The sequence below is a fragment of the Variovorax sp. J31P207 genome, from assembly GCF_030316965.1.
Classification (GTDB): domain Bacteria; phylum Pseudomonadota; class Gammaproteobacteria; order Burkholderiales; family Burkholderiaceae_C; genus Variovorax; species Variovorax ginsengisoli_B.
Genome location: NZ_JASZYN010000026.1, coordinates 17,043 through 39,602 on the forward strand (window position 1 = coordinate 17,043; position 22,560 = coordinate 39,602).

24 protein-coding genes are annotated in these 22,560 nt (G+C 67.4%); 17 read left to right on the forward strand and 7 right to left on the reverse strand.

Features of this window, described 5'->3' with window-relative positions; genetic code table 11:
* Positions 1 to 46 precede the first annotated feature (46 nt).
* On the forward strand, positions 47 to 547 hold the full coding sequence (locus tag QTI68_RS39025) for a hypothetical protein (protein WP_286529682.1): 501 nt from the start codon (positions 47 to 49) through the stop codon (positions 545 to 547).
* Between the two features lies 1 nt (position 548).
* On the opposite strand, the gene uraH is transcribed toward QTI68_RS39025, so the two are convergent.
* Positions 549 to 911 (reverse strand): hydroxyisourate hydrolase, encoded by a 363-nt coding sequence (uraH, locus tag QTI68_RS39030; RefSeq protein ID WP_286529683.1) that lies wholly within the window; start codon positions 909 to 911, stop codon positions 549 to 551.
* Between the two features lie 83 nt (positions 912 to 994).
* On the opposite strand from uraH, the gene QTI68_RS39035 reads away from it, so the two are divergent.
* The 6 genes from QTI68_RS39035 to QTI68_RS39060 all read left to right on the forward strand — a co-directional run bounded on the left by QTI68_RS39035 (position 995) and on the right by QTI68_RS39060 (position 7,374).
* Positions 995 to 1,660: a GntR family transcriptional regulator gene (locus QTI68_RS39035; RefSeq protein ID WP_286529684.1), complete on the forward strand. Its 666-nt coding sequence runs from the start codon at positions 995 to 997 to the stop codon at positions 1,658 to 1,660.
* Positions 1,661 to 1,664: 4 nt separating this feature from the next.
* Positions 1,665 to 2,615 carry an allantoinase PuuE gene (gene puuE, locus QTI68_RS39040; protein WP_286529685.1) on the forward strand — a complete coding sequence of 317 codons (951 nt, stop codon included), beginning with the start codon at positions 1,665 to 1,667 and terminating at the stop codon, positions 2,613 to 2,615.
* 1 nt (position 2,616) lies between these two features.
* Positions 2,617 to 4,395 carry a 2-oxo-4-hydroxy-4-carboxy-5-ureidoimidazoline decarboxylase gene (gene uraD / locus QTI68_RS39045; RefSeq protein ID WP_286529686.1) on the forward strand — a complete coding sequence of 593 codons (1,779 nt, stop codon included), beginning with the start codon at positions 2,617 to 2,619 and terminating at the stop codon, positions 4,393 to 4,395.
* A 1-nt stretch (position 4,396) separates the two neighbouring features.
* A complete protein-coding gene (locus QTI68_RS39050) occupies positions 4,397 to 5,623 on the forward strand; it encodes a M20 family metallopeptidase (RefSeq protein ID WP_286529687.1) in 1,227 nt (408 codons plus the stop codon).
* Positions 5,624 to 5,977: 354 nt separating this feature from the next.
* Positions 5,978 to 6,379, forward strand: a complete 402-nt coding sequence (locus tag QTI68_RS39055; RefSeq protein ID WP_286529688.1) for a GreA/GreB family elongation factor — start codon at positions 5,978 to 5,980, stop codon at positions 6,377 to 6,379.
* An 89-nt stretch (positions 6,380 to 6,468) separates the two neighbouring features.
* The gene (locus QTI68_RS39060) at positions 6,469 to 7,374 is read left to right on the forward strand and encodes a universal stress protein (protein WP_286529689.1); all 906 of its coding nucleotides are present in this window, start codon (positions 6,469 to 6,471) and stop codon (positions 7,372 to 7,374) included.
* A 33-nt stretch (positions 7,375 to 7,407) separates the two neighbouring features.
* Here QTI68_RS39060 and QTI68_RS39065 read toward each other — a convergent pair whose 3' ends face one another.
* The 4 genes from QTI68_RS39065 to QTI68_RS39080 all read right to left on the reverse strand — a co-directional run bounded on the left by QTI68_RS39065 (position 7,408) and on the right by QTI68_RS39080 (position 10,984).
* Complete coding sequence (locus QTI68_RS39065; RefSeq protein WP_353506476.1) at positions 7,408 to 9,528, reverse strand: ATP-binding protein; 2,121 nt, start codon at positions 9,526 to 9,528, stop codon at positions 7,408 to 7,410.
* 9 nt (positions 9,529 to 9,537) lie between these two features.
* Positions 9,538 to 10,170 (reverse strand): response regulator transcription factor, encoded by a 633-nt coding sequence (locus QTI68_RS39070; RefSeq protein ID WP_286529690.1) that lies wholly within the window; start codon positions 10,168 to 10,170, stop codon positions 9,538 to 9,540.
* Positions 10,171 to 10,506: 336 nt separating this feature from the next.
* Positions 10,507 to 10,701, reverse strand: a complete 195-nt coding sequence (locus tag QTI68_RS39075; RefSeq protein ID WP_286529691.1) for a hypothetical protein — start codon at positions 10,699 to 10,701, stop codon at positions 10,507 to 10,509.
* A gap of 34 nt (positions 10,702 to 10,735) precedes the next feature.
* A complete protein-coding gene (locus QTI68_RS39080) occupies positions 10,736 to 10,984 on the reverse strand; it encodes a hypothetical protein (RefSeq protein ID WP_286529692.1) in 249 nt (82 codons plus the stop codon).
* Positions 10,985 to 11,334: 350 nt separating this feature from the next.
* Here QTI68_RS39080 and QTI68_RS39085 point away from each other — a divergent pair, with 350 nt between their 5' ends.
* From QTI68_RS39085 to QTI68_RS39100, 4 genes are all read left to right on the forward strand, one after another.
* The gene (locus tag QTI68_RS39085; protein WP_286529715.1) at positions 11,335 to 12,771 is read left to right on the forward strand and encodes an NCS1 family nucleobase:cation symporter-1; all 1,437 of its coding nucleotides are present in this window, start codon (positions 11,335 to 11,337) and stop codon (positions 12,769 to 12,771) included.
* Between the two features lie 30 nt (positions 12,772 to 12,801).
* The gene (locus QTI68_RS39090; RefSeq protein WP_286529693.1) at positions 12,802 to 13,566 is read left to right on the forward strand and encodes an aspartate/glutamate racemase family protein; all 765 of its coding nucleotides are present in this window, start codon (positions 12,802 to 12,804) and stop codon (positions 13,564 to 13,566) included.
* Positions 13,567 to 13,590: 24 nt separating this feature from the next.
* Complete coding sequence (locus QTI68_RS39095; protein ID WP_286529694.1) at positions 13,591 to 14,343, forward strand: GntR family transcriptional regulator; 753 nt, start codon at positions 13,591 to 13,593, stop codon at positions 14,341 to 14,343.
* A 167-nt stretch (positions 14,344 to 14,510) separates the two neighbouring features.
* Entirely contained in the window at positions 14,511 to 15,995 is a 1,485-nt protein-coding gene (locus QTI68_RS39100; protein ID WP_286529695.1) for a nucleobase:cation symporter-2 family protein, read from the forward strand.
* 7 nt (positions 15,996 to 16,002) lie between these two features.
* Here the strand turns inward: QTI68_RS39100 and QTI68_RS39105 are convergent, their stop codons facing one another.
* On the reverse strand, positions 16,003 to 16,851 hold the full coding sequence (locus QTI68_RS39105; protein WP_286529696.1) for an aldo/keto reductase: 849 nt from the start codon (positions 16,849 to 16,851) through the stop codon (positions 16,003 to 16,005).
* A gap of 100 nt (positions 16,852 to 16,951) precedes the next feature.
* On the opposite strand from QTI68_RS39105, the gene QTI68_RS39110 reads away from it, so the two are divergent.
* The 5 genes from QTI68_RS39110 to amaB all read left to right on the forward strand — a co-directional run bounded on the left by QTI68_RS39110 (position 16,952) and on the right by amaB (position 20,665).
* Positions 16,952 to 17,539: a helix-turn-helix domain-containing protein gene (locus QTI68_RS39110; protein ID WP_286529697.1), complete on the forward strand. Its 588-nt coding sequence runs from the start codon at positions 16,952 to 16,954 to the stop codon at positions 17,537 to 17,539.
* A gap of 1 nt (position 17,540) precedes the next feature.
* Positions 17,541 to 18,155 (forward strand): GNAT family N-acetyltransferase, encoded by a 615-nt coding sequence (locus tag QTI68_RS39115; RefSeq protein WP_286529698.1) that lies wholly within the window; start codon positions 17,541 to 17,543, stop codon positions 18,153 to 18,155.
* A complete protein-coding gene (locus QTI68_RS39120; protein WP_286529699.1) occupies positions 18,130 to 18,798 on the forward strand; it encodes a glutathione S-transferase family protein in 669 nt (222 codons plus the stop codon). The genes QTI68_RS39115 and QTI68_RS39120 overlap by 26 nt, the downstream gene beginning before the upstream one ends.
* On the forward strand, positions 18,795 to 19,016 hold the full coding sequence (locus QTI68_RS39125; protein ID WP_286529700.1) for a DUF7661 family protein: 222 nt from the start codon (positions 18,795 to 18,797) through the stop codon (positions 19,014 to 19,016). Before QTI68_RS39120 ends, QTI68_RS39125 begins: the two co-directional genes overlap by 4 nt.
* A 104-nt stretch (positions 19,017 to 19,120) precedes the next feature.
* Positions 19,121 to 20,665, forward strand: a complete 1,545-nt coding sequence (gene amaB / locus QTI68_RS39130; RefSeq protein ID WP_286529701.1) for an L-piperidine-6-carboxylate dehydrogenase — start codon at positions 19,121 to 19,123, stop codon at positions 20,663 to 20,665.
* Between the two features lie 24 nt (positions 20,666 to 20,689).
* Here amaB and QTI68_RS39135 read toward each other — a convergent pair whose 3' ends face one another.
* Positions 20,690 to 21,436, reverse strand: coding sequence for an SDR family NAD(P)-dependent oxidoreductase (locus tag QTI68_RS39135; protein ID WP_286529716.1), 747 nt, complete (start codon positions 21,434 to 21,436; stop codon positions 20,690 to 20,692).
* 115 nt (positions 21,437 to 21,551) lie between these two features.
* Here QTI68_RS39135 and QTI68_RS39140 point away from each other — a divergent pair, with 115 nt between their 5' ends.
* Positions 21,552 to 22,457 carry a LysR family transcriptional regulator gene (locus tag QTI68_RS39140; RefSeq protein WP_286529702.1) on the forward strand — a complete coding sequence of 302 codons (906 nt, stop codon included), beginning with the start codon at positions 21,552 to 21,554 and terminating at the stop codon, positions 22,455 to 22,457.
* Positions 22,458 to 22,560 lie beyond the last annotated feature (103 nt).

Sequence of the window (22,560 nt, forward strand, 5' to 3'; positions counted from 1 at the left end):
ACCTCCGGTTGCGCGGCGCTCGGTCGGGCACGGTATAAACCCGCCGATGCATTTTCAGACCATTTCGCGCCGTCTCGCCCTGGCGGCCGCCCTCCTCGCCAGCCTCTGGCTGGCCGGCTGCAGCACCGCGCCGACCGGCGCCGTGCCGGGCCAGCTCAGCAGCGCCCGCCCCGAGCCCGGCGACAACAGCCGCGGCAAGCCGCGCGCGTCGAACGCCGCCACCGCGCGCGACTACCGCAAGGACGCCGCCCGCCACGTCTACGAGAAAAACAAGGACCGGATCTACGGCGGCAAGCTGCCGCCCTTGCTCTACGCGGTGGGCACGCTGCAGGTCAACCTCGATGCCGACGGCAGGGTGCTCTCGATGCACTGGATGCGGGCACCGACGCACGCGCCCGAGGTGATCGCCGAGATCGAGCGCACGGTGCTCATGGACGCGCCCTACCCGGCAGCGACGCGGCTCGGCAAGGTGACCTGGACCGACACCTGGCTGTGGGACGAAGGCGGTCATTTCCAACTCGATACCCTGAGCGAAGGCCAGCAGTAGCTCACGAGCCCCGGTAGGTGGAGTAGCTCCACGGGCTCACCAAAAGCGGCACGTGATAGTGCTGGTCGGTGCGCGCCACGCCGAAATCGAGCGCCACGCGATTGAGAAAATTCGGCTCGGGCAAGGTCACGCCGCGGGCCTTGAAATAGCCCGCGACATCGAACACCAGCCGGTAGGTGCCGACCTTCAGAGTGCTGTTGTCATACAACGGGCCGTCGCTGCGGCCGTCGGCGTTCAGCGTGAACCGCCGCACCAGCGTGGCGCGGGCGTCCTCGCCGGTGCCGTCGGTCGTGAACAGCGCCACCTCCATGCCGGCGGCGGGGCTGCCGTGCATGGTGTCCAGTACGTGAGTGCTCAGGCCCATCGATCTGCTCCTTCAATGCATTGGGGAAATTACGGTCGACAAAAGTGTATACAGTTCTGGGCTTTGGGTCTATCATCAAAAACATGGACTCGACCACCACCCGCGCGATCGTCGACGCACTCACCAAGGCCATTGTGGAGCACCGGCTGCAGCCCGGCAGCAAGCTGGCCGAACAGAAGCTGGCCGACCACTTCGGCGTCTCGCGTACGCTGGTGCGGCAGGCGCTGTTCCAGCTGTCGCAGAACAAGCTGATCCGCCTCGAACCCGCGCGCGGGGCCTTCGTGGCGGCGCCCGCGGTCGACGAGGCCAGGCAGGTGTTCGCGGTGCGCCGCATGCTCGAGGCCGAGATGACGCGCGCCTTCGTGCGCAGCGTCACGCCGGCCAAGATCAAAGCGCTCAAGGAACACGTGGCGCTCGAGAAGGCGGCGGTCTCGGGCGAGGACATCTCGGGCCGCACCGAGCTGCTCGGCGACTTCCACGTGCGCATGGCCGAGCTGATGGGCAACACGGTACTGGCGCAGATCCTCGGCGAGCTGATCTCGCGCTGCGCGCTGATCACGCTGATGTACCAGAGCGCCACCGCGGCCGAGCATTCGAACGACGAGCACGCCGACATCGTCAAGGCCCTGGCCGCCAAGGACGAGGACCGCGCCGTGCGCCTCATGACCGAGCACCTCGAGCACGTCGAGGCCAACCTCACCTTCGACCGCAAGGTTCCGACACACGACATCACACTCGCACTGGCATGACACCATGAGCGTCTACGACACCACCCTGCCCTATCCCCGCGACCTGGTCGGCTACGGCCGCAATCCGCCGCACGCCCAATGGCCCGGCCGGGCCCGCATCGCGGTCCAGTTCGTCCTCAACTACGAGGAAGGCGGCGAGAACTGCGTGCTGCACGGCGACGCCGGCAGCGAGCAGTTCCTCTCCGAGATGTTCAATCCCGCGAGCTATCCCGAGCGCCACATCAGCATGGAAGGGATCTACGAATACGGCTCGCGCGCCGGCGTCTGGCGCATCCTGCGCGAGTTCGAGAAGCGCGGCCTGCCGCTGACCGTGTTCGGCGTCGGCATGGCGCTCGCGCGCTACCCCGAGCTGGCCTCGGCCTTCAAGGAACTGGGCCACGAGATCGCCTGCCACGGCTGGCGCTGGATCCACTACCAGAACCTCGACGAAGCCACCGAGCGCGAACACATGCGCCTCGGCATGGAAGCCATCGAGAAGCTCACCGGCGAACGCGCGCTCGGCTGGTACACCGGCCGCGACAGCCCGCGCACGCGCCGCCTGGTGGCCGACTACGGCGGCTTCGAATACGACAGCGACTACTACGGCGACGACCTGCCCTTCTGGATGAAAGTGCAGAAGACCGACGGCGCGGTGGTGCCGCAGCTCATCGTGCCCTACACGCTCGACTGCAACGACATGCGCTTCGCGCTGCCGCAGGGCTACTCGCACGCCGACCCCTTCTTCCAGTACATGAAGGACAGCTTCGACGCGCTCTACGCCGAAGGCGACGAGGCGCCGAAGATGATGAGCGTCGGCATGCACTGCCGGCTGCTCGGCCGACCCGGACGCATCACCGCGCTGCAGCGCTTCCTCGATCACATCGCCACCCACGACCGGGTCTGGGTCTGTACCCGGCTCGACATCGCGCGGCACTGGAAGGCGACGCATCCCTACGCCGCCTCGCAAGGAGACTGACATGGCGCTCACCATCGACCAACTCAACACGGCATCGGCCGACGAAGCCGTCGCGCTGCTCGACGGCGTCTACGAGCATTCGCCATGGATCGCGGCGCGATCGCTGGTGTCGCGGCCGTTCCGGTCGCTGCCGCACCTCAAGCACGCGTTGGTGCAGGCCGTGACCCATGCCTCGCGCGCAGAGCAGCTCGGCCTGATCCGCGCCCACCCCGAACTCGCCGGCAAGGCGATGGTCAGCAAGAGCCTCACGGCGGAATCGACCAACGAGCAGAACAAGGCCGGCCTGACCGACTGCACGCCGGAAGAGTTCGCGAAGATCCAGCAGCTCAACGCCGACTACAACGCCAAGTTCGGCTTTCCGTTCATCCTCGCGGTGCGCGGCCCGCGCGGCACCGGTCTCGCCAAGCGCGAGATCATCGACACCTTCGAGCGCCGGCTGCACCACCACCCGGACTTCGAGCTCGGCGAGGCGCTGCGCAACATCCACCGCATCGCCGAGATCCGGCTGGACGACAAGTTCGATGCCGCGCCCTCGCTCGGCAACGATGTCTGGGATTGGCACGAGAAGCTCTCGGTCCACACCGACCCGGGCTATGCCGAGAAAGGCCAGCTCACCGTCACCTACCTCACCGACGCGCACCGCGCCTGCGCCGCGCAGATCGCGGCCGACATGCGCGAGGCCGGCTTCGACAGCGTGCAGATCGATGCCGTCGGCAACGTGGTCGGCCGCTACGAGGGCGCCACGCCCGGCGCCCGCGCACTGCTCACGGGCTCGCACTACGACACGGTACGCAATGGCGGCAAGTACGACGGCCGGCTCGGCATCTTCGTGCCGATGGCCTGCGTGCGCGAGCTCAAGCGGCAGAACCGCCGCCTGCCTTTCGCCTTCGAGGTGGTGGGCTTCGCCGAAGAGGAAGGCCAGCGCTACAAGGCCACCTTCCTGGGCTCCGGCGCGCTGATCGGCCACTTCGACGACCGCTGGCTCGACCAGAAGGACGCCGACGGCATCACGATGCGCGAGGCCCGCCGCCATGCGGGCCTGAAGGACGAAGACATCCCCGCGCTGCAGCGCGATCCTTCGAAATACCTGGCCTTCGTCGAGGTCCACATCGAGCAGGGGCCGGTCCTGACCGAGCTCGATCTTCCGCTCGGGATCGTGACCTCGATCAACGGCAGCGTGCGCTATGTCGGCGAAGTCATCGGCATGGCCAGCCACGCCGGCACCACGCCGATGGACCGCCGCCGCGATGCCGCGGCCGCCGTGGCCGAGCTGATCCTGTTCGCCGAGCAGCGCGCCGCCAAGGACGGCGACTCGGTCGCCACGGTCGGCATGCTCGAAGTGCCGAACGGCTCGATCAACGTGGTGCCCGGGCGCTGCAAGTTCAGCCTCGACCTGCGGGCGCCGAACAACGAACAGCGCGATGCGCTGGCCAACGACGTGGTGGCGGCGCTGAAGGACATCTGCGAGCGCCGCAGCGTGCGCCACACGCTCGAGGAAACCATGCGTGCCGCGGCCGCGCCCAGCGCACCCGAATGGCAGCGGCGCTGGGAGCGGGCGGTCGACACGCTCGGCGTGCCGCTTTTCCGCATGCCCAGCGGCGCCGGCCACGACGCGATGAAGCTGCACGAGGTGATGCCGCAGGCCATGCTCTTCGTGCGCGGCATCAACTCCGGCATCAGCCACAACCCGCTCGAATCGAGCACCAACGACGACATGCAGCTGGCTGTACGAGCTTTCCAGCTGCTGCTCGACAACCTCGCCGCCGAACCGGCCCTCTGACATGACCGACTACACCAAACTCGACGCCTGGATCGATGCCCATTTCGACGAGGAAGTGCGCTTCCTGCAAGACCTGGTGCGCGTGCCCACCGACACCCCGCCCGGCAACAACGCGCCGCATGCCGAGCGCACCGCCGAGCTGATCCAGGCCTTCGGCTTCGAGGCCGAGAAGCATGCCGTGCCCGCCCAGGAAGTGAAGGACTACGGCCTCGAATCGATCACCAACCTGATCGTGCGGCGCAAGTACGGCAACGGGGGCCGGACGGTGGCCCTCAACGCCCACGGCGACGTCGTGCCGCCCGGCGAAGGCTGGACCCACGACCCCTACGGCGGCGAGATCGACGGCGGCAGCCTCTACGGCCGCGCCGCGGCGGTGAGCAAGAGCGACTTCGCGAGCTTCACTTTCGCGGTGCGTGCGCTCGAAGCGGTCGCCAAGCCAGCCAAGGGCAGCGTCGAGCTGCACTTCACCTACGACGAGGAATTCGGCGGCATCCTGGGCCCGGGCTGGCTGCTCGCACAAGGCCTCACCAAGCCGGACCTGATGATCGCGGCCGGCTTCAGCTACGAAGTGGTCACGGCCCACAACGGCTGCCTGCAGATGGAAGTCACGGTGCGCGGCAAGATGGCGCATGCGGCCATCCCGACCACCGGCGTCGATGCGCTGCAGGGCGCGGTCCACATCCTCAACGCGCTCTATGCGCAGAACACGCTCTACCAGCAGGTGACCTCGAAGGTCGAGGGCATCACGCACCCTTATCTCAACGTCGGCCGCATCGAGGGCGGCACCAACACCAACGTCGTGCCCGGCAAGGTGGTCTTCAAGCTCGACCGCCGCATGATCCCCGAGGAGAACCCGGTCGAGGTTGAGGCCACGATCCGCAAGGTCATCGCCGATGCCGCCGCGCAGATGCCCGGCATCACGGTCGACATCAAGCGCATGCTGCTCGCCAACTCGATGAAGCCGCTGGCCGGCAACAAGCCGCTGGTCGACGCGATCCAAAAACACGGCCAGGAACTCTTCGGCGAGCCGATCAAGGCGATGGGCACCCCGCTCTACACCGACGTGCGGCTGTACGGCGAAGCCGGCATCCCGGGCGTGATCTACGGCGCCGGTCCGCGCACCGTGCTCGAGTCGCATGCCAAGCGCAACGACGAGCGCGTGGTGCTCGAAGACCTGCGGCGCGCCACCAAGGTCGTCGCGCGCACGCTGAGCGATCTCCTCTCCTGAGACCTTGCGGGACAGACCAAGAAAACTGCGTCAGCAGTTTTTTGCTCTGTCCTCAACTGATCAGATGTCCCCTATCTGGCAAGGACCGTGAGGCCATTGGTTGAGCCTTGCGTGCCTGCCCGATACACTCGGCCCATGCACGCCCCCGCCCGCTTCCAGAACCACGCTGCGCTCGCGCGGCCGTCGTTTTCTGCGCGCGCGGCGGGTCTGCAGCAGACGCCCGCACATTCCTAAGCCCGGCGGCCGCTTCCCTCCCCCATTTAGCGCAACCATCGACCGCCGGGCACCCCCCTCGCGCGTCGCGGTGCCTGCCCGTCACTTCGGGCGGCCCGCATTCGACTGGAGTGCGTCCCCATGCATGCAACCATCCTCGGCGAGCGCACGCTCACCGAACATGACTTCTCGCGCCTGAGCAAGCTGCTCGACGGGCATTTGCCGCCCGCGCTCGCCAACGTCCTCGGCGCGGCCGAGGTGACGCGCTCGCGCGAAGTTCCCGCGGACGTCGTCACGATGTATTCGCAGGTCGAACTGGTCGACATCCACACGCGGCGCAGGCAGACGCTGACCGTCTGCTTTCCCGGCGACGCGGAGCCCAGTGCCGGCTTCATCTCGGTGCTGTCGCCCGTCGGCAGCGCCCTGCTCGGCCTGAAGGTCGGCGCGGTCGCGCGCTGGCAGATGCCCGGCGGCGAAGAAGGCGCGGCCGAGATCGTCGCCATCGCATTCCAGCCCGAAGCCAGCGGCGACTACGCGCGCTAGCCAGCGCGTCGCCCTTTCCAGCCCACGCAGCGCGCGGTCGCCCCTCGACCGCGGCGCCAGCGCGCGCCAAGCGCGAAGAGGAGACCTCCATGACCATCCGATCCATCCTGGCCGTGACCGACTTCTCGCAGCCAGCCGGCCTCGCCATCGAACGCGCGGCCCGGCTCGCGGCCGAGCACAGCGCCGTCCTCAAGCTCATGGTGCTGCCGGCGAGCGGCAATGCGCCGCCCGAGAACGGCGCCAGCCGGCTCGCAACTGCCGCCAGGAAACTGGGCCATCGTTTCGCCATCACGGTGCGGCCCGTCGCCCAGACCGCGAACACGCTGGCACACGTCGCCGAGGAAGCCAGCTGCGCGGACCTGCTGGTGCTCGGTCACTGGCGCGAGCGCACGATGGCCTCGCTGCTGCAGGGGCAGCCCGCGGAGCGGCTGGCGCGCCTGTGCCGCTGCCCGGTGCTCGTGACCAAGACCACGCCGCACCGCGGCTACGAGCGAATTCTGGTCGCCGTCGACTTCACGCCCGCATCGAAGCGGCTGGTGCAGCTGGCCTGGACGCTGGACAGCAACGCCGAGGTCGAACTGTTCCATGCCATCAGCACCTTGAACGAGGCCAAGCTCCGCGCAGCCGAGGCGTCCCGGCGCGCGATCCAGGCCTACAGGCACGAATGCATGCGCCACGCCCGCGACCGCATCTTCTGGCTGACCGATTCGTTCGACAGCCGCCGCAATCGCGTCCTGAGCGCCATCGGCTACGGAGATCCCGCCCGTCAGGCGGTGGTCCAGCAGGACCACGTGGGCGCCGATCTGCTGGTGGTCGGAAAGCGGCGCAACTCGCCGATCGCGGACTTCGTGTTCGGCAGCGTGGCGCAACGGGTGCTGTGTTGGGCCACCAGCGACGTGCTGGTCGTGCCGGACGATTTCCAGGCCTCGACCCGCGCAGCGGCCCGGCAAAGGATCGAGGCCGAACGCAGTCTCAAGGGCGCCTTGAACGGCTGATCCACACCCGGGGCCTGGCGCTGCGCGACCGGTTCAGTCCGAGGCTGCCGGCTGCGCCAGGCCCCTCAGCTGCGCTTCGACCGCCCGGTCGAGTTCGTCGACGGCCGCCTCGAGCTGGGCCAGGGCGGCGCCGGGGGTCAGGGCCTCCTCGCCCTGGCAGGCCCGCTGGAGCATCTCGCACGCCCGCACCACGCGCTCGGCCCGGACCATCCGGGCCGGGCCCAGGATCTTGTGCGCCATCGACGACGCCTCGGACAACGCACCCGACCCGAGGTGCGCGGCGAGCTCCCGGACGTCGCTGCGATTGGTCCGCCACAGCGCCTCGAGAAAGCGCGACTCGACCCGTGCGTCGTCGTCGGACAGCCGGCGCAGCGCGAGCGGGTCGAAGGCGGCCTCGAACGGCTGGTGCGGCGGCGGTTCGACCGGCGTCGCAGGCACCTGCTCGGCCGCATCCGCGGGCAGATGGCGATGAAGCACCGCCGACAAGGCATCGAGGCTGAAGGGCTTCATGAGGCACTCGTCCATTCCAGCCTCGAGGGCGTGGCGCCGGTCCGCCTCCTGGACGTGCGCCGTGCAGCCGAGCACCGGGCAGCGCGGCAGGCCGCGCTCGCGTTCCAGCTCCCTGATGGCCACCGCCAGGGCATAACCGTCCATGACCGGCATCGAGCAGTCGGTGATGACCAGGTCGAAGCCGCCGTCGCGCCACAGCGCCAGGGCCGTCTCGCCGTCCTCCGCCAGTTCGCACTCGAGGCCCAGGTGCTCGAGCTGGCGCTGCAGCAGCAGCCGATTGGCCGGATGGTCGTCGACCGCCAGGATCCTGCGGCCGCGCCGCCGCAGAAAGGCGCCGGGCTCCGGCGCTGCGGCCGCGGCCGGCGCGGCGTCCGGAGGCGCAGCGGCCCGCAGTGCGAGCTCGACCCGGACACAGGTGCCCTGGCCACGCTGGCTGCGGACGTCGATGGTCCCGCCCAGCAGCCGGCACAGGCGCTGGACGATCGGCAGACCCAGCCCGGTGCCGCCGATGGCGCGCGGGCCGGCCGCCTCGGCCTGGAAGAACGGCCGGAACAGGTTCTCCACGTCCTCCGGGGCAATCCCGATGCCCGTGTCCTCGACCTCGAGGGCGATCGTCTCGACGTCGGCCTCGCGGCCCGCACGGCGCAGCCGGACGGTGACGCTGCCGGCATCGGTGTACTTGATGGCGTTGCTCACCAGGTTGTTGGCAATCTGCCTGAAACGCACCGCGTCGACGCTGTGCCATTCGCCGACCGCGGGGTCGATGTCGAGCACCATCGCCAGACCGTGCTGGCGGGCCAGGCCGCCGAACATCCGGGCCACTTCGTCGACGATCGCCGGCAGCCGGGCCGGCGCCAGGGCGATCTCGAGGCCGCCGGCTTCGATCTTGGACATGTCGAGGATGTCGTCGATGAGCCCGAGCAGGGCTACTGCCGAAGTCCGGGCCAGGTCCACCGATTCGCGATCCTTGGCCGACAGGCGGCCTTCGCGCGTCAGCAGCTCGAGCATGCCCAGCACGGCGTTCATGGGCGTGCGGATCTCGTGACTCATGGTCGCGAGGAAGTTGGACTTGGCGCGGCTGGCCTCCTCGGCCTTGGCCCGCGCCACCTGGCTGAGGTCGATCAGATGGTGGCGCTCGGTGACGTCGATCGCGCCAGCCACCAGGGCGCGCGTCCGGCCCCCTTGCGAGAGTGCGACCGGGACCGCCCAGTGGGCCATCCGGCGCGGCTCGCCATCGAGAACCACGTCGACATCCTCGTTCAGCGACTGGCCAGTCTCGAGCAGGTCGAGGTAGCGGGCGTGAAGCAGGGCCGACGTTTCCGGCTCGAGGTACTGGAGGCCGCTTTCTCCGAGGGTCTTGCCCTCCATGGCGGCACGGGTGGTACCGCACATTTTCTCGAAGGCAGCATTGCAGAAGACCAGCCTGGCCTCGTTGTCGCGCACGCAGATGGCCTGCGGGATGGCGTCGAGCATGGCGCGCTGGAAGGCGAGCTGATCGCACAATTCGGCTTTGACGGCGAGTCGCCGACGCATCTCTTTTCGCAGTTTTCGGTTCCAGATCACGCTGATGACGAAGCACAGCGCAAATCCGGCGGCCACTTCATAGCCCCAGGGTGCGATCCCCGACAATTCCCCCCACATCATTCGCCCCTTTCAAGAGACGAGGTGATGGGCGCGGGTGAAATCGACCAGTTCGACCAGCGTGGAAATTCCGAGCTTCTCGAATATCCGCGTCTTGTAGCTGCTGATCGTCTTGTTGCTGATCAGCAGGGTTTCGGCGATTTCCTTGTTGCTCATGCCGCGGGCCAGGTATTGCAGCACCGTCAGTTCGCGGTCGGACAGCGACTTCATCAGGGCATCGGGCGGTGCGCCGGAGTGGGCGTGCCCGTGCGAAGACAGCGCCGACGACGGGAACATGCTGTAGCCCGCGAGCACCGTCCTGGCAGCCTGCGCGACGGCGGACATGTCTTCGCTCTTGCTCATGAAGCCATTGGCGCCCGCCTGCACCGTGCGGGCGGCAAAGATGGATTCCGGCTGGGCCGACAGCACCAGCAGCTTGGTCGAAGGCAGAGATTTTCGGACCCTCTCGATCAGGTCGAGTCCGCTGAGCCGCGGCAGGTCCAGGTCGAGGATGACCAGGTCGGGACGGTGGTCGCGGATCGCAGCCAGGGCGGTGGGGCCATCGCCCGCCTCGCCCACGACCTGGAATTCGCCTCCGGATTCAAGGGCGGACCGGACCGCCAGACGAATGGCGGGATGATCGTCGACGACGATGACTGTATGCATATTGATTCCCCTGCGTTGATTTCGGTGGCCGGCGGCCGCTCGCGAGGGAGACTTTTATCTTCCAGTGTCACTCCACTCACAATTCAACGCGATTTTAGGGCGTTTCAGAATTGATGACGGAATAATCAGGCACTCAAGATTCAATAATGCATCAGATCGCGCAAAACATCACATAATATTACCAGATCATATATTTTCAATATTCAGATTTTTCTTATTGCCTATTTCGAATTTTCGAAGCAAATAGAAAATGAACTCGGATCAATTTAATATTAATCCATTAATTAGAATTGTTTCTAATATTTTCACAAGCCACGCCCGACGAGCTTCCGGGAATCAGGCGCGCTGGGCACTCTGCAGCTTGTATCCGTTCTGGTAGATACCGATCACCAGCCCGCTGACCGCGTCGGACGGCCGAGCGGTGACGAACCGGTTGTCGGCGGCCTGATAGACCAGGATGGTGCAGCCGGCGCTCCGGCTCAAGGTGCGCGCCACGCCGGTCGCCTGGCTCGCCGTCTTGTAGCTGTTCATGTCCTGTCTCCTTGTGCGTTGGGTCGGCAAATGATCACGAGCGCGCGGCGGCCAGCAGCCCGTCGATGGCGAGCACCACGCCCTCCCGGGCGTCTTTCGACGGCACGCCTTCGAGCAGCAGCTGGCGCACCAGGCCCAGCGTGTTGATGAGCTCGGTCTCCATTTCCGTGAGCAGAGGGATCACGTCGAAGTCCGGGTACTTGCCTTTGGCGCCCATCGGTCGTCCGGGGCCCGACAGATCGACGTCGTAGCCCTCGCTGATTGCCTGTTTCTGAGTCTTCATCGGGACCTCGCAAAGAGATGGTTGATCTTTGGCAGCACCTGCGTCGGCACTGAATCGATGTAATACATTGTGCCTAGTTACTTCTTAAGTAACAAGATGATTCATTGAATCTTGAGTACTTTTTTCGTCCTTCTTCCGGCCCCCTGAGGGTCCTTCGCAGCGCCATCAGGGTAATCACGGAGTCTTCCGCCTCACTTCGAACTTGATTGCACCCATTTTTTGTATACAAATATAGGGTGCAATCCGCAGGCCGAACATTCCGTTCGGACCTTTCGACCATCCGCCACGAGGAGACACCCGTGAACGCAACCGCCAGCCAAGCCAGCATCGAGCTGCCGATCCCAGGCGCCATGCACCCGAGCGAATCGAACGCACGGATCAAGCCGGGCTATGACCCGCGCCTGACCAACGAAGACCTGGCGCCGCTGAAGCGGCAGACCTGGGGCCAATACAACATCTTTGCCTTCTGGATGTCCGACGTCCACAGCGTCGGCGGCTACATCACGGCCGGCAGCCTGTTCGCGCTCGGCCTGTCGAGCTGGCAGGTGCTGGTGTCGCTGCTGGTGGGCATCTGCATCGTGCAGTTCTTCTGCAACCTGGTGGCCAAGCCCAGCCAGGTGACCGGCACGCCCTATCCGGTGATCTGCCGCGCCTCGTTCGGGGTGCTGGGCGCCAACATCCCGGCCGTGATCCGCGGCCTGATCGCGGTCGCCTGGTACGGCATCCAGACCTACCTGGCATCGGGCGCCTTCATGCTGCTGGCGCTGCACTTCTATCCCGGCCTCGCGCCCTACGCGGATGTGGCGCAGCACGGCTTCGTCGGCCTCTCGACCCTCGGCTGGGTCGCCTTCATGGTCATGTGGGTGCTGCAGGCCTTCGTGTTCTGGCACGGCATGGAAGCGATCCGGCGCTTCATCGACTGGGCCGGTCCGGCCGTGTACGTGGTGATGGCGGCGCTGTGCGGCTGGCTGGTCTGGAAGGCCGGCTGGAGCAACATCGACATGCGCCTGGGTGGCGTGAAGTTCTCGGGCTGGGACGCCCTGCCAGTGATGCTCAGCGCGACCGCGCTGGTGGTCAGCTACTTCAGCGGACCGATGCTCAACTTCGGCGACTTCTCGCGCTACGGCAAGAGCTTCGACGCCGTCAAGAAGGGCAACTTCTGGGGCCTGCCGGTCAACTTCCTCTTCTTTTCGCTGCTGGCCGTGATCACCTCCGCCGCGACCTTGCCGGTGTTCGGCGAACTCATCACCGATCCGGTCCACACCGTGGCGAAGATCGACAGCACCACCGCGGTGGTGATCGGCGCGCTGACCTTCATGATCGCCACCGTCGGCATCAACATCGTCGCCAACTTCGTCTCGCCGGCCTTCGACTTCTCGAACGTCGCACCGCAGAAGATCAGCTGGCGAACCGGCGGCATGATCGCCGCGGTGGGCTCGGTCTTCATCACGCCGTGGAACCTCTACAACAACCCGGAAGTCATCCACTACACGCTGGACATCCTGGGTTCGTTCATCGGGCCGCTGTTCGGCATCCTGATCGCCGACTACTACCTGGTGCAGAAGCAGCGCGTCGACGTCGATGCGCTCTACACCCTGAGCCCGGCAGGCGCCTACTGGTACGACAAGGGCTACAACCGGCGCGCCATCTGGGCGCTGATCCCGGCCGCGCTGGTGCCGGTGCTGTGCGTGCTGGTGCCGACCCTGCGCGGCGCCGCCAACTACGCCTGGTTCATCGGCACCGGGCTCGGCTTCGTTTTCTACATGCTGCAGAACCGCAAGCGCTGAAGAGCGCTCATTTCCCTTCCCCGACCCATCATGCGAATCAAGATCATCAATCCCAACACCACCTGGAGCATGACCGAGAAGATCGGAGCCTGCGCGCGCTCGGTCGCACGGCCCGGCACCGAGATCATGGCGGTCAGCCCCGCCATGGGGCCGGCCTCGATCGAGAGCCACTACGACGAGGCGCTGGCGGTGCCCGGCCTGCTGCAGGAGATCGCCGCCGGCGAGCGCGACGGCATCGACGGCTACGTGATCGCCTGCTTCGGCGACCCCGGCCTCAAGGCCGCCAGGGAATTGGCGCGCGGCCCGGTGGTCGGCATCGCCGAGGCGGCCATGCATCTGGCGAGCCTGGTGGGCAGCAGCTTCAGCGTCGTGACCACCCTGGGCCGCACGATGGGACAGGCCTGGCACCTCGCCGAGACCTACGGCATGAAGCGCTTCTGCGCCAACGTGCGGGCCTGCGAGATCGCGGTGCTCGAACTCGAGGCGCCCGGATCGCGCGCGCGCGAGCGCATCGTCGACGAATGCCGCCGCGCGCTCGACGAGGACGGCTCCGACACGATCGTGCTCGGCTGCGCCGGCATGGCCGACCTCTGCGAGCACATCGGACAGGTGCTCGGCGTGCCGGTGGTCGACGGCGTGGCGGCCGGCACGCAGCTGATCGAATCGCTGGTGAGCCTGCGCCTGGCCACCAGCAAGCGCGGCGAACTGGCACGCCCGCTGCCCAAGCCGATCAGCGGCCTGCTCGGCGACTTCGCGTTGCCGGCGATGCCGCCGCCGCTGAAGCGGGCGGCCTGATTCGGCCTCATTCACAATGGGGCCATGCCACGCGCCCCCAAAGCTTCCGCCCACGCCCTGCCGTCGCCCGCGAGCGCCGGGACCGAGGCCGCGGTCGACAAGACCGCCACCATCGAAGGCATCGCGCAGGACATCGCCACCGCGATCGTCGAGAAGCGGCTGCCGCCCGGCACCTGGCTGCGCGAGGAAGCTCTGGGGCGGTTGTACTCGGTCAGCCGCACCAAGATCCGGGCGGCGCTGCTGACGCTGTCGAAGGAAAAGCTGATCGAAATGATCCCGGACAAGGGTGCATTCGTCAGCAAGCCCAGCGTGCAGGAGGCGCGTGAAGTCTTCGGGGTCCGGCGCCTGCTCGAAAGCGAGGTGGTGCGGCTGTTCGTCGCCAAGGCGCGTCCCGCCGACTATCAGGCGCTCGAGCAGCACATCCAGTTCGAGCGCACCACCTTGCGCGCCACCACGACCACCGGCACGGTGCGGGAAAAGCTGCTCGGCGACTTCCACGTCGCGCTGGCGGAGGCCACCGGCAACCAGACCCTGGCAGAACTGATCCGCGAGCTGGTGGCGCGCAGCTCCCTGATCGCCATGCTGTACCACTCGTCGAACGATCCGCATTGCTCGTCCGACGAGCACGCTGAATTCCTGCGCGTCTGCCGCAGCGGCGATGCCGAGGCCGCCGTGGCGTGCATGACCGACCACCTGCTGCGCATCGAGGCCAACCTTCAGCTTTCGGCCGGCGTGCCGGATCGGCAGCTCGACCTCGTCAAGGCCCTGCTGGCCTGACAAGCGCGGGCCCGCGACTTGCTTGGGCGCTCGGAGCGCGGGTTTTCCGCCATACAGCCCGTCGCCTGATCTGTATACAGTTTCGCGTACAGAACGGTGGACGATTCAAGGCGCCGCGCCGTTCGCTCGTCCCCTTTTCCTCCACGTTGCCCAGGAGAAACACGCAAATGACGGCTGCCTCGCCTTCCATCCACCCGGTCGACCAGCGCCTCCCGGCCGGCAAGCTCGCCGCCCTCGGCCTGCAGCACGTGCTCGTGATGTATGCCGGCGCCGTGGCGGTGCCGCTGATCGTCGGCCGCGCGCTCAAGCTCACGCCGCAGGAGGTCGCGCTGCTGATCTCGGCCGACCTCTTCTGCTGCGGTGTCGCGACGCTGATCCAGGCGCTCGGCGCCACCCAGTGGTTCGGCATCAAGCTGCCGGTGATGATGGGCGTGACCTTCGCGTCGGTCGCACCGATGGTCGCGATCGCCAACGCCAACCCGGGCCAGGCCGGCGCGCAACTGCTGTTCGGCGCGATCATCGGCGCCGGCGTCATCTCGATACTGATCGCGCCGATGGTCTCGCGCATGCTGCGCTTCTTCCCGCCGGTGGTCACCGGCACCATCATCGCGGTGATCGGCATCAGCCTGATGCGCGTGGGCATCAACTGGATCTTCGGCAACCCGGTGGGCCCGACCGCGCCGGCGCTGGTCGACCCGGTGTACGCCAAGTGGCTGGCCGACGTCACTTCGCCCGGCTCGGCCGTGCCGCCGGTACCCAAGGGGCTGTCGATCGTGCCTTCGGTGCCGAACCCCAAGTACGCCGACCTCGGCGGGCTGGCCATCGCGGCGCTGGTGCTGGTGTCGATCCTGCTGATCGTGAAGTACGCCCGTGGCTTCATCGCCAACATCTCGGTGCTGCTGGGCATCGTGATCGGCGCGGTGGTCGCCACCGCCTTCGGCTTCATGACCTTCGAGAAGGTCGGCAGCGCTGCCTGGTTCGACATCGTGCTGCCGTTCCACTTCGGCATGCCGCAGTTCGACCCGGTGCTGATCCTCACGATGTCGCTGATCATGATCGTGGTGATGATCGAGTCGACCGGCATGTTCCTCGCGCTCGGCGAGATGACCGACCGCAAGATCAGCCAGCAGGACCTGGCGCGCGGCCTGCGCACCGACGGCCTGGGCACCCTGATCGGCGGCATCTTCAACACCTTCCCGTACACCAGCTTCTCGCAGAACGTCGGGCTGGTGGCCGTGACCGGCATCAAGAGCCGCTATGTCTGCGTGGCCGGCGGTGCGATCCTGATCGTCTTGGGCCTGCTGCCGAAGATGGCGGCGCTGGTCGAGTCGCTGCCGACCGTGGTGCTCGGTGGCGCCGGCCTGGTGATGTTCGGCATGGTCGCGGCGACCGGCATCCGCATTCTTTCGGGCGTGGACTTCAAGACCAACCGGCACAACGCGATGATCGTCGCGGTGTCGATCGGGGTCGGCATGATCCCGCTGCTGGCACCCAATTTCAAGCAGTGGATGCCGCATGCGATCCATTCGCTGGTGGAGTCGGGCATCCTGCTGGCCTCCGTCTGCGCCGTGTTGCTGAACCTGTTCCTGAATGGCGCCAAGCACGATGAGGCGGCGATCGTGGCCGCCGCCAAGCAGGCCGAGGCGCACTGACCCCGGCTCAGATCATCGCCAGCGGCCGCTTGCGCCGCGGCGCGGGATGCAGGCGATCGATCTCGGCCAGCACCTCCGGACCCAGCGTCAGCTCGGCGGCCGCGAGGTTCTCGCGCAGATGGCTCTCGCGCGCCGCCTTGGGGATCGCGGCCACGCCGGGCTGCGCCAGCACCCACGCCAGTGCCAGTTGCGCCGCGCTGATGCCGAGCCGCTCGGCGATCGTCTGCAGGCCGGCGTCGGCGGCCAGCGCCCCCTGGTCGATCGGGCTGTAGGCCATCAGCGGAATGGCGCGTTCGCGCTGCCAGGGCAACAGGCTGAATTCGGGGCCGCGCTCGGCAACCGAGTAATAGACCTGGTTGGCGGCGCAGTCGCCGGCCAGAGCGGCGAGCTCCTCCATGTCGTCGGTGTCGAAGTTGCTGACGCCCCAGTGGCGTGTCTTGCCTTCGGCGACCAGCGCCTGCAGCGCTTCACAGGTGTCGCCGAGCGGATGCTCGCCGCGCCAGTGCAGCAGGTAGAGATCGACCTGGTCGAGCCCCAGGCGGGCCAGGCTGCGGGCGCAGGCCTTGGCCGTCCCTCGCCGGCTGGCGTTGTGCGGATAGACCTTGCTGACGATGAACAGCTCTTCGCGCCGCACGTCGCCCGCGCGCAAGGCTTCGGCGATGGCTTGGCCGACCACCTCCTCGGCGCCGCCTTCGCCGTACATCTCGGCGGTGTCGATGAGCCGGTAACCCATCGCGATGGCGGCGCGCAGCGCAGCGACTTCGGCGCCGCGGCGACCAGCGGATTCGCCGATCTTCCAGGTGCCGAGTCCCAATGCGGGGATCGTTCCGCCGCCAGGCAGTTCCAGGGTTCGCATGGGTATTCCTTCTCGACAACGGCGTCGGCCGCGTCAGCCAACGATCCTAACCAAGCCGCGGCTGGACGTCGCATCCAATATATCGGATACTTATTCCAGCATGACGGATGAAGCAAGCGACCTGAACGACCGCATCGCCCAGCGGGTGCGCGAGCTGCGCGCCGCGCGCGGCCTGTCGCTCGACGCGCTGGCGTCGCACTGCGGCGTCAGCCGTTCGATGATCTCGCTGATCGAGCGCGGCGAGAGCAGCCCGACCGCTGTCGTACTGGAGAAGCTCGCCACCGGGCTCGGCGTCGCGCTGGCTTCGCTGTTCGAGCCGCCGCGCGCCGGCGACGACCCGGTGGCTCGGCTGGCCGACCAGCCCTTGTGGCGCGATCCGCATTCGGGCTATGTGCGGCGCAACGTCTCGCCGGCGGGAGGAGCCTCGCCGATCCAGATCGTCGAGGTGGCCTTTCCGCCGAAGGCGCGCGTGGCCTACGAGACCGGCGCCCGCGAGCCGCGCATCCACCAGCAGGTATGGGTGCTCGACAACACCATCGAAGTCACGGTCGGCGAGGCCTGCCATCGGCTCGACGCCGGCGACTGCCTGGCCCACGCGCTGGACCGTCCCGTGAGCTACCACAACCCCACGCGACGCCTCACGCGCTATGCGGTCGTGATCGCCACCCTGCCCTCGCCCTGGAGATGACATGCAGACCCGAACACCTTCCGCCCAGCGTATCCGGCGGCTCCAGACAGTCTCCGAAGCACAACTGCGTGCCCTGTCCGACCTGCTGATCGATTGCGTGGAAGGCGGCGCCTCGGTGAGCTTCATGGACCCCTTGCCGCCCGCCCGCGCCACGGCGTTCTGGCGCGAGGTGGCCGAAGGGGTCGCGCGGGGCGAGCGCGCCCTGCTGATTGCCGAGGATGACGCCGGCATCGTGGGCACCGTCCAACTGGTGCTGGCCCAGCCCGACAACCAGCCGCACCGGGCCGACCTGTCGAAGATGCTCGTGCTCCGGCGCGCGCGCTGCCGGGGCTGGGGCGAGGCCCTGATGCAGGCGGCCGAGCAGATGGCGCGCGACTGCGGCAAATCGCTGCTGGTGCTCGACACCGCCAGCGAAGGCGCCGAACGGCTCTATGCCCGGCTGGGCTGGCAGCGGGTCGGCGTGATCCCCGGCTATGCGCTGCTGCCGCAGGGCGGACTCTGCGCCACGACCTTCTTCTACCGCGAGCTGGAGCCGCTCCAGGGCGCCTGCTCGGCGACACTGGTGTCCTGCCACCCCTCGGAGCATGCCGATGACCCCCACCATCACCGCCTTTGAACAATCTCCCGATCGCGGCCGAGGGCTGGCACGCGACATGCGCGTTCGCTGGGCGCTCGAAGAAGCGGGCCAGCCTTATGCCGTGCGTCTGGTTTCGTTCAAGGACATGAAGGAACCGGCGCATCGCGCGCTGCATCCCTTCGGGCAGATTCCGACCTATGAAGAAGGCGATCTCGCCCTGTTCGAGTCTGGCGCCATCGTGTTCCATGTCGCCGAGCGGCATCCGGGCCTGCTGCCGGACGATGCCAACGCGCGGGCGCGCGCGATCACCTGGATGTTCGCCGCGCTCAACACGGTGGAACCGCCGATCCTCGATCGCGGCATCACCATGCTGCTGGAGCACGACAAGGCCTGGTTCCAAGAGCGCCTGCCCCTTCTCGAAGAGCGCGTCCGGGTCCGCCTGGGCGAGCTGTCGCGCCGGCTCGGCGCCGCCGATTGGCTCGACGATGCGTTCAGCGCCGGCGACCTGCTGATGGTGACGGTGTTGCGCAGATTGAGCGGGTCGACCCTGCTGGACGAATACCCGAACCTCGCGGCCTATGTCGCCCGCGGTGAAGCGCGGCCGGCTTACCAGCGCGCGTTCGCCGACCAATTGGCGGTGTTCAGGGGCAGCCAGCCACCGCGCGAAACGAACACGACATGAGATACCGCTTCAACGTCTTCGGACGAATCATTTCCATCGAACGCGTCGGCGGCGATTGGATCGCCCACCTGACGGGAAACGACGGCAAGCGTCGTCCCGCGGAACTCGCGATTCCTTCCGACATGCCGCACGCCGAGCTGGCACAGTATCTCTACGACGTCTACCACGAGGAAGCGACGCCAACCAATGGCGACGTTTTCGAGATCGTGTCCGGCTAGGGCACCCCCGAGCGCCCGGCGGGCCTTCTTCCGATTTTTTGCTATGCAAAAGTTGCGGATTCACCGACATTGCATCCACCAACCCATTGCCCCGAGACCCCCTCATGCCAGCCGCATCTGCCTCCACCGCCGCGCCCATCGCCGCCCAGGTCGATCAACTGCTGCAACGCCTTGGCGTGCCGAAGTCGGCGTACGCCGATGGCGAGCTCGCCGTGCGCTCGCCGATCAGCGGCGAGACGATCGCCCTTGCGCGACAGACCTCGAGCGAAGAAGCCAAGGCCGCGATCGGCCGCGCCCATGCCGCGCAGCTGACGTGGCGCCTGGTGCCCGGACCGCGTCGCGGCGAACTGGTGCGCCTGCTGGGCGAAGAGCTGCGCGCGGCCAAGGCCGACCTCGGCCTGCTCGTGACCCTCGAGGTCGGCAAGGTGCCGTCGGAAGGCGCGGGCGAAGTGCAGGAGATGATCGATATCTGCGACTTCGCGGTCGGCCTGTCGCGCCAGCTCTACGGGCTGACGATCGCGACCGAGCGCCCCGAGCACCGGATGATGGAAACCTGGCATCCGCTGGGCGTAGTCGGCGTGATCTCCGCCTTCAACTTCCCTGTGGCGGTTTGGTCGTGGAATGCGGCGCTGGCGCTGGTGTGCGGCGATTCGGTGGTCTGGAAGCCCTCCGAAAAGACGCCGCTGACCGCGCTCGCCACGCACGCCATCGCGCAGCGCGCGCTCGCCCGCTTCGGCGATGCGCCCGAGGGCCTGCTCGAGCTGCTGGTCGGGCAGCGCGATATCGGCGAAGTGCTGGTCGACGACCCGCGTGTGCCGGTGCTGTCGGCCACCGGCTCGACGGCGATGGGACGCCAGGTCGGTCCTCGGCTGGCCGCCCGCTTCGCGCGCGCCATCCTCGAACTCGGCGGCAACAACGCGGCCATCGTCACGCCCTCGGCGGACCTCGACCTCGCCTTGCGCGGCATCGCCTTCGCCGCCATGGGCACGGCAGGCCAGCGCTGCACCACGCTGCGCCGGCTGTTCGTGCATGACAGCATCTACGACACGCTGGTGCCCAGGCTCGCGAAGGTCTATGGCCAGGTGAAGGTCGGCGACCCGCGCGCCTCCGGAACGCTGGTCGGGCCGTTGATCGATGGCGCCGCATTCGACGGCATGCAAAAGGCGCTGGCGGAAAGCCGCGCGGCCGGCGCGACCGTCCATGGCGGCGAACGCGTGGCCGGCATCGGGGGCGATGGCGCGTACTACGCCCGCCCGGCGCTGGTCGAGCTGCCGGCGCACGCCGGCCCGGCCTTGCGCGAGACCTTCGCGCCGATCCTCTACGTCGTGCGCTACAGCAGCTTCGACCAGGCCATCGAGTGGCACAACGCGGTGGGCGCCGGCCTGTCGTCCTCGATCTTCACGCTCGATATGCGCGAAGCCGAGCGCTTCATGTCGTGCGCCGGATCCGACTGCGGCATCGCCAACGTCAACATCGGCCCGAGCGGCGCGGAGATCGGCGGCGCCTTCGGAGGCGAGAAGGACACCGGCGGCGGCCGCGAAGCCGGCTCCGACGCCTGGAAGGCCTACATGCGCCGCGCGACCAACACCATCAACTACTCGACCGCGCTGCCGCTGGCGCAGGGCGTGACTTTCGACATCGGGGACTGAGCGTGAGCGCCACCGCCACCCAGTTCAGAGTTTGGAGCCGCCGTCGACGTGCAAGGTGTCGCCGGTGATCCAGCGCGCCGCGTCGGAGGCCAGGAAGGCCACGACATCACCGATGTCGTCGGGCTGCGCGACGCGCTTCAGCGCCTGCATGCCCAACGTGAAATCGCGACCGGCGTCGGTGCGCGCGAACTTCGACATGTCGGTGTCGACAACGCCCGGCGCGACCGCGTTGACCCGGATGCCGCGCTCGCCCAGTGCCGACGCGAAGTGCCTGACCAGCGTATCGATGGCGCCCTTGGTCGCGGCGTAGGCCGACAAGGTGCCAACGGACGCATGCGCGGCCAACGATGACAGCAGCACCACACTGCTGCCCTTTCCGAGTGTGGGCAGCAGCTGCTGGACAAGAAAGTACGGCGCACGCACGTTGACGGCGAACATGCGATCGAAATCCTCCACGGTCGTGTCTTCGATCGCCGCACCGACCGAGATGCCGGCGTTCGCGACCAGGATATCGAGGCGCCCGCCGATCACTTCAGTCACCTGACGTGCGAGCTTGTGCGCGCCGTCGGCCGCGCTCAGGTCGGCGGCGACTGCGTCGGCCCTGCCGCCGGCCTTGCGGATTTCAGCGACGACCGCGTTCGCTTCTTCCGTGCCGCGACCATAGTGGACGAGGATCTGGGCGCCGGCCTTGGCGAGCGCCAGCGCGGCCGCCTTGCCCATGCCGCGAGAGGCACCGGTGACCAGAGCAGTCTTGCCTGTGAGGTATGTCATGTCGATTCCTGGTTGTTGCAGCATCGCTGCGGGTGAGAGGAATCTATGACCGCCTTGCGGGTTCCACAAAGACTTTGTAAGCTGGCTTCCATACCTCAAAAGCATGGGATCGCCCTTGGAACTTCGCCATCTCCGCTACTTCGTCGCGGTTGCGGAAGCAGGCAGCATGACTGTCGCCGCCACCCAGAAGCTGCACACGGCGCAGCCCTCGTTGAGCCGGCAGTTGCGCGACCTGGAATACGAGGTCGGGACGCCATTGATGACGCGCGGGGCCCGCGGCATCGAGCTCACCGCGGCCGGCCGCGCCTTCCTCGATCACGCACGACTGGCGTTGTCTCAGGTCGAAGCAGCGGGCGTCGCGGCGCGGCGCGCCGCGCAGCTTCCAAAGGCCACGTTCGCGCTGGGCTTCCTCACCGGCCAGGAGATGGACTGGCTGCCCGAGGCGATGCATGTGCTGCGCGACGAGTTGCCAAAGCTCGAGGTCACCGTGTCGAGCCAGTTCTCGCCCGACCTGGCGAAGGGTTTGCTGAATGGAAAGCTCGATGCCGCGTTCATGCGGCACGAGCAGGGCGCCGACGATCTCGTGTTCCGCGTCGTGGTCGATGAGCCGCTGGTCGTCGTGCTGCCGAGCGATCACCCACTGGCCTCGCGCAGGGCGATCGACCCGGCCGCGCTCGCCGGCGAGCCGTTCATCCACGTCTCCGCGACCGCGCCGGCCTTGCGGATGGTCATCGACGACTATGTCGATCGCACGGGGCTGGACGTCACGCTTCAGCACGAGGCTGACAATCTGGCGATGGCGATCTCGCTGGTCGCGTCGACGCGCGGGTTCGCCTTGTTGCCGATCTATGCCGAGAATTTCCTGCCTGGATCGGTTGTCGCGCGACCGATCAAGGGGGGTGAAGCACCCAGGATCCCCCTGGTGGTGGCGCACCACAAGGCCAACACATCCACGACCTTGAAGCTCTTTCTGTCGAGGGTCGATGAATTGATCGCCCGCGTCTCGAAGAAGCACCGATGAAGCGGGTCGAGCGGCGGGCCAAACCAGCCCACCCCCCACCTTTGGTCCAATGGTGGCGGCCGCCAGAGCCCAGTAGCCTCCCGCTCGCGCCCTTCCCCGTTGC

Coding starts and splice junctions, on each gene's coding strand:
- puuE (WP_286529685.1), top strand. CDS start 1,665: ATGAGCGTCTACGACACCACCCTGCCCTATCCCCGCGACCTGGTCGGC.
- QTI68_RS39070 (WP_286529690.1), bottom strand. CDS start 10,170: ATGCATACAGTCATCGTCGTCGACGATCATCCCGCCATTCGTCTGGCG.
- QTI68_RS39065 (WP_353506476.1), bottom strand. CDS start 9,528: ATGATGTGGGGGGAATTGTCGGGGATCGCACCCTGGGGCTATGAAGTG.
- QTI68_RS39095 (WP_286529694.1), top strand. CDS start 13,591: ATGCCACGCGCCCCCAAAGCTTCCGCCCACGCCCTGCCGTCGCCCGCG.
- QTI68_RS39075 (WP_286529691.1), bottom strand. CDS start 10,701: ATGAACAGCTACAAGACGGCGAGCCAGGCGACCGGCGTGGCGCGCACC.
- QTI68_RS39025 (WP_286529682.1), top strand. CDS start 47: ATGCATTTTCAGACCATTTCGCGCCGTCTCGCCCTGGCGGCCGCCCTC.
- QTI68_RS39090 (WP_286529693.1), top strand. CDS start 12,802: ATGCGAATCAAGATCATCAATCCCAACACCACCTGGAGCATGACCGAG.
- QTI68_RS39115 (WP_286529698.1), top strand. CDS start 17,541: ATGCAGACCCGAACACCTTCCGCCCAGCGTATCCGGCGGCTCCAGACA.
- QTI68_RS39035 (WP_286529684.1), top strand. CDS start 995: ATGGACTCGACCACCACCCGCGCGATCGTCGACGCACTCACCAAGGCC.
- uraD (WP_286529686.1), top strand. CDS start 2,617: ATGGCGCTCACCATCGACCAACTCAACACGGCATCGGCCGACGAAGCC.
- QTI68_RS39055 (WP_286529688.1), top strand. CDS start 5,978: ATGCATGCAACCATCCTCGGCGAGCGCACGCTCACCGAACATGACTTC.
- QTI68_RS39110 (WP_286529697.1), top strand. CDS start 16,952: ATGACGGATGAAGCAAGCGACCTGAACGACCGCATCGCCCAGCGGGTG.
- QTI68_RS39050 (WP_286529687.1), top strand. CDS start 4,397: ATGACCGACTACACCAAACTCGACGCCTGGATCGATGCCCATTTCGAC.
- QTI68_RS39060 (WP_286529689.1), top strand. CDS start 6,469: ATGACCATCCGATCCATCCTGGCCGTGACCGACTTCTCGCAGCCAGCC.
- QTI68_RS39125 (WP_286529700.1), top strand. CDS start 18,795: ATGAGATACCGCTTCAACGTCTTCGGACGAATCATTTCCATCGAACGC.
- QTI68_RS39080 (WP_286529692.1), bottom strand. CDS start 10,984: ATGAAGACTCAGAAACAGGCAATCAGCGAGGGCTACGACGTCGATCTG.
- QTI68_RS39135 (WP_286529716.1), bottom strand. CDS start 21,436: ATGACATACCTCACAGGCAAGACTGCTCTGGTCACCGGTGCCTCTCGC.
- amaB (WP_286529701.1), top strand. CDS start 19,121: ATGCCAGCCGCATCTGCCTCCACCGCCGCGCCCATCGCCGCCCAGGTC.
- uraH (WP_286529683.1), bottom strand. CDS start 911: ATGGGCCTGAGCACTCACGTACTGGACACCATGCACGGCAGCCCCGCC.
- QTI68_RS39120 (WP_286529699.1), top strand. CDS start 18,130: ATGACCCCCACCATCACCGCCTTTGAACAATCTCCCGATCGCGGCCGA.
- QTI68_RS39105 (WP_286529696.1), bottom strand. CDS start 16,851: ATGCGAACCCTGGAACTGCCTGGCGGCGGAACGATCCCCGCATTGGGA.
- QTI68_RS39085 (WP_286529715.1), top strand. CDS start 11,335: ATGCACCCGAGCGAATCGAACGCACGGATCAAGCCGGGCTATGACCCG.
- QTI68_RS39100 (WP_286529695.1), top strand. CDS start 14,511: ATGACGGCTGCCTCGCCTTCCATCCACCCGGTCGACCAGCGCCTCCCG.